Source organism: Methanocalculus sp. MC3 (assembly GCF_054767395.1).
Genome location: NZ_BAABMP010000005.1, coordinates 1 through 11969, shown reverse-complemented (window position 1 = coordinate 11969; position 11969 = coordinate 1). Strand labels below are relative to the sequence as shown.

9 protein-coding genes are annotated in these 11969 nt (G+C 39.1%); 8 read left to right on the top strand and 1 reads right to left on the bottom strand.

The window, feature by feature from the left end:
* Positions 1 to 90 precede the first annotated feature (90 nt).
* From asnB to ACYUBO_RS08825, 6 genes are all read left to right on the top strand, one after another.
* Complete coding sequence (gene asnB, locus ACYUBO_RS08850; protein ID WP_460373712.1) at positions 91 to 1923, top strand: asparagine synthase (glutamine-hydrolyzing); 1833 nt, start codon at positions 91 to 93, stop codon at positions 1921 to 1923.
* A complete protein-coding gene (locus tag ACYUBO_RS08845; RefSeq protein ID WP_460373710.1) occupies positions 1920 to 3038 on the top strand; it encodes an N-acetyl sugar amidotransferase in 1119 nt (372 codons plus the stop codon). Before asnB ends, ACYUBO_RS08845 begins: the two co-directional genes overlap by 4 nt.
* Positions 3035 to 4252 (top strand): class I SAM-dependent methyltransferase, encoded by a 1218-nt coding sequence (locus tag ACYUBO_RS08840; RefSeq protein ID WP_460373707.1) that lies wholly within the window; start codon positions 3035 to 3037, stop codon positions 4250 to 4252. Before ACYUBO_RS08845 ends, ACYUBO_RS08840 begins: the two co-directional genes overlap by 4 nt.
* Positions 4253 to 4461: 209 nt before the next feature.
* A complete protein-coding gene (locus ACYUBO_RS08835; RefSeq protein WP_460373704.1) occupies positions 4462 to 5373 on the top strand; it encodes a class I SAM-dependent methyltransferase in 912 nt (303 codons plus the stop codon).
* On the top strand, positions 5366 to 6043 hold the full coding sequence (locus tag ACYUBO_RS08830; protein WP_460373703.1) for a class I SAM-dependent methyltransferase: 678 nt from the start codon (positions 5366 to 5368) through the stop codon (positions 6041 to 6043). The genes ACYUBO_RS08835 and ACYUBO_RS08830 overlap by 8 nt, the downstream gene beginning before the upstream one ends.
* A gap of 7 nt (positions 6044 to 6050) precedes the next feature.
* Complete coding sequence (locus ACYUBO_RS08825) at positions 6051 to 7898, top strand: asparagine synthetase B family protein (RefSeq protein ID WP_460373701.1); 1848 nt, start codon at positions 6051 to 6053, stop codon at positions 7896 to 7898.
* A gap of 11 nt (positions 7899 to 7909) precedes the next feature.
* Here ACYUBO_RS08825 and ACYUBO_RS08820 read toward each other — a convergent pair whose 3' ends face one another.
* Positions 7910 to 9301, bottom strand: coding sequence for a capsular polysaccharide export protein, LipB/KpsS family (locus ACYUBO_RS08820; RefSeq protein WP_460373699.1), 1392 nt, complete (start codon positions 9299 to 9301; stop codon positions 7910 to 7912).
* A 280-nt stretch (positions 9302 to 9581) separates the two neighbouring features.
* Between ACYUBO_RS08820 and ACYUBO_RS08815 the strand changes: the two genes are divergently transcribed.
* Positions 9582 to 10148, top strand: coding sequence for a transposase (locus tag ACYUBO_RS08815; RefSeq protein ID WP_460373697.1), 567 nt, complete (start codon positions 9582 to 9584; stop codon positions 10146 to 10148).
* A 193-nt stretch (positions 10149 to 10341) separates the two neighbouring features.
* On the top strand, positions 10342 to 11952 hold the full coding sequence (locus tag ACYUBO_RS08810) for an IS1634 family transposase (protein WP_460373695.1): 1611 nt from the start codon (positions 10342 to 10344) through the stop codon (positions 11950 to 11952).
* Positions 11953 to 11969 lie beyond the last annotated feature (17 nt).

Sequence of the window (11969 nt, the reverse complement as noted above, 5' to 3'; positions counted from 1 at the left end):
CAATGGTTTTCAAATTAAATTATAATTGGTTGATTACTTCTCTCCGATCTGTATAAGTGATTTGAATGATAGACATACTGGTACCTGAACATGTGTGGAATTGCCGGATATTTTGGGAATAAGACTATAGATAATGAGCGAATAAACCGTTGTCTTGAGTTAATGCATCACAGGGGCCCCGATCATGCTGATTATTGTCATTGGGAGAATGCCGAGGGTAATAATACCTATATGCTTCATACCCGTCTGAGTATCATTGATCTTGATCCAAGGTCAAATCAGCCATTTAATGTAAATACAAAATGGATCAGTCTTAATGGTGAGCTTTACAACTATCTTGAACTACGAGATGACCTTATACAGCAGGGATATACATTCTCGACTGAATCAGATACCGAGGTTTTGCTTCGAGCAATTGATCATTATGGATGGGATGTTCTCGATCGTTGTGAAGGGATGTGGGCATTTGCAGTGTATGATGAAGACGATGGTTCCCTCACTTTATGCCGTGATAGGTTTGGAGAGAAGCCACTTTATCTTTATCATGATAGTACGGGTGTCTACTGGGGTTCGGAGATCAAGTTCATTGTAGAGCTCCTTGGTGATAAACTCAAAATCAATTACGATCACCTATTCAGGTATCTGATAAATGGATATAAGGCATTATATAAAGGCGAGAATACGTTTTACGAGGGATTAAGAGAATTTTCACCGGCATCACTATTGCATATTACACAGGATGGATCTGAAAATCAGGAATGGTATTGGAAGCTTGTGTACAATCCTCAGGAATCGATGACCTATCGTGAAGCCGTTGATGGAGTACGAGAAAAACTTATCAAAGCAGTTGAAATTCGACTCCGGGCAGATGTCCCCTTGGCTTTTTGTATGAGCGGTGGTGTTGATTCCAATTCTCTAATCAGTATTGCAAAAAAATGTTTTCATTATGACGTGCATGGCTTTACAATTCTAAATACCGATGCCCGTTATGAAGAGCAGGATATGATTGATTATGCAGTTTCTGAATTAAAAATCCGGCATACCTCGATTCCTGTAAATACGAAAGATTTTCTGAAGAAACTCCGCTTACTTGTTCGGGCACATGATGTTCCTATATACACAATAACATACTATGCTCACTGGTTGCTCATGGAGAGCATTGATATGCACGGCTATCGCGTCTCTTTCAGCGGTACTGCTGCAGATGAATTATTTACCGGTTATTATGATCATCATCTTATGTACTTCGACTCCGTTAAGGAGAATAAGAACCTACTGACATCAGCACAAGGCGATTGGGCGAATTATGTTAAGCCACATGTCAGAAATCCATTTTTAAGCAACCCTGATTTATTCATTGATAATCCACTATTCCGTGGGCATATTTTTTTAGATGTTGAGGAATTCAGAAATTTTTTGGTATCTGATTGGTTTGAGCCTTTTATGGAAAGTGATTATTGTGCCAACCTGCTCAGAAACCGTATGTTGAATGAACTTCTTCATGAAAGTATCCCGGTTATACTCCATGAGGATGATTTAAATGCTATGTTTTTTTCGATTGAAAATCGCTCTCCTTTTTTAGATCGCGATCTTGTTGAGTTTTGTTATACTATACCATCTCATCTCCTAATACGTGATGGTGCGGCAAAAGCGGTTTTACGTGATGCGATGCGTGGCATAGTTCCTGAAAAAATCCTGGAGAACAGAAGGAAAGTAGGATTTAATGCTCCCATTTTTTCTTTTCTTGATGTAAAGAATCCTGATATAAGAAGTGAACTATTAGCGGATAGTCCAATCTTTCAATATGTCAGGCATGATAAAATAGCGGAGATTATTGAGAAGGCCGATCTCTCAAATAGTGAAAGCAAATTTTTATTTTATTTTATCAACTGTAAGATATTTCTGGAGGAATTTGAGCGATGAATTACTGCACACGGTGTATTCTGCCGGATACGCGGCCTAATCTAACATTGGATGCAGAGGGTGTCTGTAATGCATGTCGGAGTCATGAATCGCGACCAGATATAGATTGGTCACAAAGAGAGCAGGTTTTTCGTGAGTTGGTTGAGAATGCCAAAGAAAGAAGTAATGGTTATGATTGCCTGATTCCCGTTAGTGGAGGGAAAGATAGTACCTGGCAGGTTATTAAATGCCTGGAATATGGTCTCAATCCGCTTGCAGTGACGTGGAAATGTCCTGCACGGACGGAATTGGGACAAAGAAATCTGGATAATCTCATCTCTCTGGGTGTTGATCATATTGATTATCAAATCAATCCAAATGTTGAAAAGATATTTCTCTATAAATCACTTGTAAAGTATGGTTCAACTGCCATACCCATGCATATGGCACTATTTAACATTCCACTAACAATTGCAGTTCGTTTTAAAATACCTCTAGTTATCTGGGGAGAAAACTCTGCAATCGAATATGGAGGAAGTGATGATGAAACAAATGGATTCAGGCTTGATCAAAACTGGATAAAAAAATTCGGTGTAATACATGGAACTGTGGCACGGGACTGGGTATCCCCAGATCTAACTGAGAAGGATCTGACACCCTATTTTGGACCAGGTGATAGAGAGATAGAAGAATCTGGTGTATCTGCAATATTCTTAGGTTATTATTTCCCCTGGGATCCTTTGACTACTCTTAAGGTTGCAAAGGAACATGGGTTTAACATTCGGAGAGAAGGTCCAAAAACCGGTTATTATAATTATGCTGATATCGATGACGATTTCATCTCTATTCATCACTGGTTAAAATGGTATAAATTTGGTTTTACACGATTATTTGATAATCTTTCTCTCGAAATCAGGAATGGACGGATTACCCGTGAACAGGCTATCCAGATTGTTAAGGAGTATGGTGAGCAGACACCATATGGTGATATTGAAAAATTCTGTGAATTTATTGACATATCAGTTGATCACTTTCTCTCTATATGTGAAACGTTTCGTCATCCTTCTATCTGGGCGAAAAGGGATGGTACATGGATGATTGAAAACTTCCTCGTACCTGACTGGAGATGGATATGAAGATAATTCCCATAATTCCCCCGAGATCATTTGAGGTTGGTTTTCCAGAAAATCGGGGTGTAATAACAGACTGTGCTCACATTGAACTTGATTTTGATGAACAGGTGACTTTTGTCACGCAATCATGTACTGAATATGATGTAGTGAGGAAAAAATGGGGGTATTATGCCACACCTTCACTAAATAGTCGTCTTATCAGGTACAAACTGAACGCAGTTCTCTGTAAAAATCGTGTTGATCAATATTTTATTTTGCTTGTTGAAGAAGGAAAGGAAGATCAATTCTTTGAGTATTTGCACCTCGAGAAAATGGATATTGTAAGCTGGTTACACGATCAGAAGCTTATGGACTCGAATGTAGATAAGCACGGTCAAAACCCAAAGAATTGTCCTATCTGTCAAAATGATGATTTTCGTAAGGTTTTTTATTACACAAAGCCCCCTGAAGGCGAAATTCGATTCGATTTCAGTTCAAGTCTGAGGTACTATAGAGAGATTCTGCAATGTTCGTTCTGTGGACACTTTCTATCCATTCATGATATGGATGATTCTTCGCTTTACTCGGGAGATTATGTAAACTCAAATTATCAAGATGATGATGGAATTCGTTTATCGTTTGAAAGGATTATAAAACTCAAACCTGAAAAATCTGATAATGTGGGAAGAGTTGAAAACCTCCTTAATTTTATCAAAAAGTATTATTCTGGCAATAAAATCAATTCGCAAAAGCTCAGTGTTTTGGATGTGGGGAGTGGATTGTGTGTTTTCCTTGCAAAAATGAAAGAAGAAGGATGGAGCTGCACTGCAATTGATCCTGACGCTCGGGCAATAAAACATGCGGAAGATAATGTTGGAGTAAGAGGGATTTGTGGGGATTTTCTTGCATTAGATCCTTGTGATCAATACGAATTGATATCATTTAACAAAGTATTGGAACATGTACGGGATCCTATACAAATGCTACAAAAAGCAAGCGCTCTCTTAAAAGATGATGGTTTGATATATATTGAAGTGCCTGATGGTGAATGCGCTTCCCTGGATGGAAAGGAACGTGAGGAGTTTTTTATTGATCACCCACATATCTTTAGTTTTACGTCTCTCTCACTACTAGTGCACAAAGCAGGATTAACTCCATTAAGAATCGAACGTCTCCAAGAGCCAAGTACAAAGTATACTTTAAGGGCTTTTGTGATCAAAAAGAATAATTCAGAATAGAAAGATTATTAAAATAGTGGATTATGATAAAATCGCTTGTGTAATTTCAACCCTTTAAGGTAAAAAAAGCAAATACTCAACTATTTGTCGTATCGAATAACTTGGTGGAAGTAATCCCGCTTTGGCTATGCGAATCTCAAGCAATCGCGCGAATGAATGATAAATAAGATTCATTGCAATCTAATGCTAATATCTATGAATGGTGAACTATGGGAAAAAAAAATATTGAAGATAATGTCAAACGCTGTTATTCTACATGGGGGACGACCTATTATGATGATTATTATGGAGAAAAAGCCCCATATCCTCCGCTACATCGTGACATTATTCAAAAAATTTTAGTGGATCACCAAGTTGGCGACTTATTGGATGCGGGATGTGGTCCCGCATCGTTCCTTCGTGATCTAGAAACATTAAATATTGATTTATATGGTTTTGATCTAACTCCTGAAATGGTTGAAGAGGCAAAAAAAGTTTTTATTCAGAATAATTGGGATCCAAATCATATCTGGCAGGGAAGTGTAATGGATTCTGATTCATTCAAGCAACCTCATGGGGGAAAAAAACAGTTCGACGCTATAGTTTGTATAGGTGTGTTTCCCCACATACCAGAATCAGAAGATTTATTGGCGATTAATAATCTACGAGAAGCAGTTAAACCCGGAGGGGTTGTTATCCTTGAGGCAAGAAATCAACTTTTTTCGCTTTTTACGCTGAATCGATATACCTTTGATTTCTTTACAAATGATCTCATTCGTATAGATTCATTAAAAAAGAAACCCGGTGTACTGACATCACAACTGGAAGAAGCGATGGATAGACTCTCAAAGCAATTCAGGTTGGATCTCCCCCCAATTAGAATGGGTAAAAAGGATGAGCCCGGATATGATGAAGTCCTCTCAAGAACTCATAATCCTCTTGTTCTCCGAGAGCAATTTGAAACGGCCGGTTTTCGTGATATACGGATCTTATTTTATCATTATCATTGTATGCCTCCTATGTTATCTGATACAATGAAAAACTTTTTTATAAATGAAAGTGTTGCAATGGAGAATCCTTATGACTGGAGGGGTTTCTTTATGGCATCAGCTTTTATAATAATGGGTAGACGAAATGATTAATCGGGATGGATATATCAAATACAGTATATGGGAGCATAGTCAGATTGTAGAAGAGCTCTATACAAAACGCTGTAGAAATGAGATTGAAGAGATGACTTGTGCCAGGCAGGCAGCAAAATTGCTATCCTGTTATTTACAAGAAGGGGATTCCATTCTAGATGTTGGTTGTGGGACTGGTTATTTCTATCATTCGTTGAGAAATCGAGGTCTCCGTGTCGAATATCATGGAATTGATGCCTCTGAAAAACTTATTAGTATCGGAAGATCAATTCTCCCAGATTGGGGGCTTCCAGAAGAAAGACTTCGTGTGATTCGTATTGAGGATCTTGATGCTTCTGTTGATCATATCGTATGTATGAATGTTTTATCAAATATTGATAATTATCACAAGCCATTGGAACGTCTCCTTAATTGTACACGAAAGTCCATAATTCTCCGAGAATCATTGGATGACCATGCATCTTATTCATATGTTGTCGATAAATATCTGGATGAGGGTATTAATTTGAAAGTATATGTCAATACATATCCGATTATTGAAGTTATTGACTTTATAGAATCCTATGGGTTTCATGTTCAACAGATCCAGGATGAACGAACTGGAGGAAAACCGGAGATGGTGATCGATTATCCTCATTACTGGAAATTCCTCTTAGCAGAAAAACAGTGAGGTTATTATGTCGAGAATTGCAGGCCTTTACATTTCAAAATTATATGACGAATCTGAAAGTATAATAAAAATGATGCTCAATGCATCCTCTTTTCATGATTGGATTATATCATATAGATTATCGAATCCTGTTGCTATTGGTTGGACCGGGTGGAGTTCTCCAGGTCTGAATTCATATGATGATATTATAATCGCATTAGATGGTTTCATTTATAACTGGGAAGAACTCGGAGGGAACAGCGCCACGGATAATGATATGATCAAATCCTTATATCTGAGCTATGGATTTGAAGGGACTTTACAGAAAATTAATGGCGATTTTACTATCACTCTCTATGATGCCCCTAATCGTAATCTTTGGATCGGTCGAGACAGGTTTGGGATCAAGCCATTATACTATTCAATGAGAGATGGAAAATTCGCTTTTGCATCACGATTAAGGGCATTGCTTACATTACCATGGATTTCAAGAGATATCAATAAAAATTTTGTTGCTCTTTATGCTGTATCACATTATCGGACCTTTGATAATGACTCTGGCAGTTCCCCCTATGTAGACATTTCGCAACTCCCTGCAGCACATTTTCTTCAGCTTGATAGTCATGGGATAATTAGCTGTAAAAAATATTGGAATTTAAAGGACCTTCCTGATTTCGATGAACCAGAAGAAATCCTTGCTCAAAAATATAAAGATCTATTGATCGATTCTGTTTCAATGCGATTTAAAATAGCACAAATGCCTGCATTTAGCTTATCTGGAGGTATGGATTCATCATCGGTTTTGGCTTCCGCAGTTCACTATTCCCAAAGAAAACAAGTTGCCTTTTCTACAACTTATGAAGATAAATCCTTCGATGAATCGGATGACATCCAATCGATTATAGAAACTTCAGTGGAGAAGTGGAATGCTATTAAAATCGACACGCCCGATGTATTCTCTTTAGTATCAACATTAATTGATATTCATGATGAACCTGTGGCAACTGCAACATGGCTTTCTCATTATTTGATGTGCCTGGAAGTTAAAAAAAGAGGTTATAGAAGCATTTTTGGTGGTTTGGGTGGTGACGAGTTAAATGCAGGTGAATATGAGCATTTTATGTATTTTTTTGCAGACCTTCGCGCGGAAGGTTTGTATGATCGTTTAAAGAAAGAAGTAGAGATGTGGATTCAGTATCACGATCACCCAATTTTTCATAAAAGCATCAATATTATGGAGGATGAATTCAACCGGTTGATCGATTTCAGTCATCAAGGTCATTGTCTTCCGGATAGAAGACGGATTGAAAAATATAATCAAGCACTGAACGAAGAATATTATGATTTATCAACATTTGAACCAGTAATGGATCATCCGTTTACCAGCTATCTAAAAAACCGTACATATCAGGATCTCACTCGTGAAACCATTCCATGTTGTCTACGTTCAGAAGACCGAAATAGTGTATCATGCAATTTAAACCACTTTTTACCGTTTTTTGACCACCGTCTTGTTGAATTTATGTTTCGTATTCCAGTAACAATGAAGTACCGCGATGGTGTTACAAAATTCTTGATGAGGCAGGCAATGAAAGGAATACTTGCTGAAGAAACTCGAAACAGGGTTAAAAAAACAGGATGGAATGCACCTGGCCATATTTGGTTTGTTGGAGAGGGGGCTGAGAAACTCCGTAAGATAGTCCGCTCGGAAGAATTTTGTAATCGTGGTATTTATTATGTACCAGAGGTTTTGAGGTTGATTGACGAACACGAGCGGATCGTACTGAATAATGAAAAACGTGACAACCACATGATGTTTTTATGGCAACTTTTAAATTTACATTTATGGTTGGAGAAAAATGCTTATGAGGTTTAGCCTCACAAGTTTTATCTTTTCTGAGGATTATGTGGAAGTCTAATTACAGTTTTACAGGCCTCAAAAGGAAAACCATCTGAATTGATCACATATGAATTTGCGTCCACCCATTTGAAATATTTGAGTAATTCATCATCATCTGAAACTTTAAAACCCTCATCAATTAATTGTAATGCAGATTTAATATCATTAATTGATTTAACATGAAATGCACCCTTTAAACTCCGATAACTAGCCAAGCCAAAAACCAAAACAGGTTTCCCACGAATTATCGCCTCCATTCCTGCTGTTCCCTTTATTGTCGACACAACAATAGCTCTATCAATAAGATCGAAAGGAGTGAGGTCAAGAGGGGCCATTATGGCATTTGGTAATGAACTGATAGCTTCGTACAATCGTGTGTCACGCACTTGGGGAATGAACATATATCTAAAAGTTGAGGGGTGTTCTTTTACAACAAGTTTCCAATCTGATGGTATTGAAGCTGCAAGTGACCTTATTGCTAACCACTGCTGGGCAAATTGTAATCCTTCTGGAAGTGTTGTTCTTTCGTATTGGAAATGTAGGAAAAAAACAAGAAATTTTTTAGGAAATTTGAAATTATTTGTATGTTCCATATATAATTTAAGTATCTGCCATTTTCTAATGCTTCTGTATATTCTATAGAAAACTCTCTTTAAATTTGGTGCATTCAAAACTTCATATATTTCTTTTTTTATGCAAAAAAATCTTCCATTATAGCTTTCCATTCGCTCTTTTTCATATTCTGGCATCCCCTCTAGATAGGAAGACTTACTTCTCAATATATATTGATTAATCTTATTTAATGACTCCTCGTTTTGTTGAGGACAAGAATTTAATAGCGAAACGGGTACCTGTTCATCAATACCTTTAACAAGCCATTCTTTATATGGTAAAGGGCTTATATCTAAATTATACGTCTCCACTCCAATGAATTCTGCAGCTTTTCCAAAAATCCACGTCATATCATCTAGTGGCGAGGAAAAAATACGATCGGGCTTGGTCTCATATAATATTGATAAACTATTCCAAATTACATTTTCTAATATAATCATGTTATTAAAAACGCTATCTATCCCTCCATTCGAAAAAAGCCGTTCCAATATAAAATAAGTTCGCGAATCGGCTAATAGTTCGGATAAGATTCCATCATAATGAACATGATAGGGGGTATATTCTGAGTATGATCTTTCATAACATAATTGGTCATATTCCCACTTTGGTATTCCAAAATTTTCCGGTTTCCAATCAAGATACTTATCACAACCATAACAAATTATTCCTGTAATATGAATATCATTGAAGGTTGAAATTAAAGATTTATATTCATCATACTTGAAAGAGTCGTTTGTATGTATTAAAAACAATCTCATTTTGGACATCTCATGTCTAAAATGTTAGTTGGATAAACATAAGAGGTTTTCGTGCTCACCAAAACTCTTGTCAATGTCGGTTTACTTTTCCCCATTTCCGTCGGCGTAAAAATCCCCAATGTGCAACCAGAGAGTATTGTCAATGTCGATTTACTTTTCCCCAGTTTCGTCGGCGTAAAAATCCCCAAATGCGTCGGGATACAATTCCCCAGTTGTGTCGGAATAAAAATCCCCAATGTGCAACCAGAGAGTATCTGGGATTCACATGCTCAAGGACGAGGAGTATTTTATGTTACTGGATCTAGCTCGTGAACAGGAACTGGCAACAGGGAAAGTCAATATCAGCTCATTGGCCCGAGAAACCGGATATGACAGAAAAACCATAGCCCGGCACTTGTCTATGGATCAACCCTCAAAACATCCTCAGACCCGAAATAAGCCAAGCAAGCTGGATCCCTTCAAACCATACATCCAGGAGAGGCTGAACAATTATCCTCGTCTGAGCCGTGTTCGACTTCTGGAAGAGATCCAGGATCTCGGCTATGATGGCGGACCAACAATACTTGGCGATTATATCCGCCATATTCGCCCCAACATCACAATTACGGCTGAAATAAGATATGAAACCAAACCGGGAGAAATGATGCAGTGTGACTGGCTTGAATACCCCTATGAAACGGCAGATGGATCCAAAAAGAAGGTCTATGGCCTCTCAATGGTTCTTGGCTATTCACGGATGAGGTATGTAGAATTCTTCCCTCATCAGGGTCTTCCTGCTCTTCTCAAAGGACATCTGGGAGCCTTTGAGTATTTTGGCGGAGTTACTGAGATGATCCTCTATGACCTGACTTTGTGAGTTTCTAACTTCAACGCTACCAACCCCTTCAACATCCCATCACCCATTCAACCTACATTCCCGGCAACACCTAACTAACCCAAAAATCTAACTCCATATTTTTCTTAGATTCTCAATATATTCTCTCACGTTGGAGCGAAAGTTTTATCATCGTTATGTGTTATATATTATACATAACGAGTGGAGAGCTACATTGGCGGCAATTGTCTACCAAACAGATAAACGATCGGGGATCACCTATGCCTATGAATCCGTATCGTACTGGAACAAGGAGAAGAAACAATCACGTGCCAGACGTACCCTGATCGGTCGGGTCGATAAAGCAACGGGGGAGATCATTCCCACTGACGGTAGGAACAGAAAAGCAAAGGACGATGCTATGTCAGATAAAGCTGTATCAAAGGCAGCTGCGAAGGTACATCGTTCCTTTTATGGCGCCACCTATCTGCTGGACGCCATCGGCGAGAACCTGGGGATCACCCTAGATCTGAAACAGTGTTTTCCCAACACCTACAAACAGATCTTATCTATCACATACTACCTGATCCTTGAAGATACAAAACCGCTCTACCGTTTTGAGAAGTGGGGGCTCCTCCATAAGCATCCCTACGGCGCCACCATCACCTCACAACGTAGCAGTGAGCTGTTTGCCAGCATCACTGAGGAGAATAAACAACAGTTCTTCACCCTTCAGGGAAAGAGAAGGCTGGAAAATGAGTTCTGGGCCTATGATACAACAACGATCTCCAGTTACTCAGAAACCCTCAGGCAAGTACAGTATGGCCACAACAAGGAGCATGATCGACTGCCTCAGTTGAATCTGGCTCTGGTCTTTGGCCAGGAGTCCAACCTGCCATTCTATTACAGAAAACTTGCAGGCAATATTCTTGATAGCAAAACGATCCGCCGTTTTCTTGAAGAACTGGATATCCTTGGGTATTCACGGGTGAAACTGGTGATGGACCGGGGTTTTTCTACAAAGGAGAATATCAACCACCTGTTTCAGAGCCATGTGAAGTTTCTTATGTCCACCAAGATGTCTCTCGTCTATATCCGGGAGCAGCTGGATGCGATCTACGATGCATTCCGAAGTTTCGAATATTACAGTGATGACCATGAACTCTATTATCGAACGATTCGAACCACCTGGAATTATACACAAAACCGACCATATAAGGGCGATACTCTTGAGGAACCTCGTCGCCTGTACATTCACTATTACTACAACATCGACCAGGCAGCCGAGGATGAGAAGGCATTTGATCGCCTGCTGATCACACTGAAACAGGAACTGGAATCAGGAAATCGGGAATCTGAACATCAGAAGCTGTACGAGAAATATTTCACGATCAAGACAACACCCGTGCGAGGTACAAAAGCACAGGTACGGGAAGAGGTCATTGCCAAAATCAGACGGTATTATGGATTCTTTGCGCTGATCACCAATGAGACGATGGATGCAGTGACCGCTCTTGAACTCTATCGGAACAAAGATGTTGTTGAGAAGGCATTTGGAAATGCAAAAGAGCGTTTGAACATGCGACGTACTCTGGTTTCGTCAGAGCAGAGTCTTGACGGGAAGCTGTTTGTCATGTTTGTGGCGTTGATCTATATTTCCTATATCAAGAAACAGATGCAGGTGAAGGGTCTTCTCAAGGACTACACGTTGCCGGGTTTGTTGGACAAGCTGGATGTGATTGAGTGTTTTGAACAGCCGGGGAGATCACTGCGGGTGGGCGAGATACTTGAAAAACAAGAGGAGCTGTATCATGCACTGGGTGTGAAGCCGCCAGCCTCGTTATGAGTGGGCGGGAATGTAGG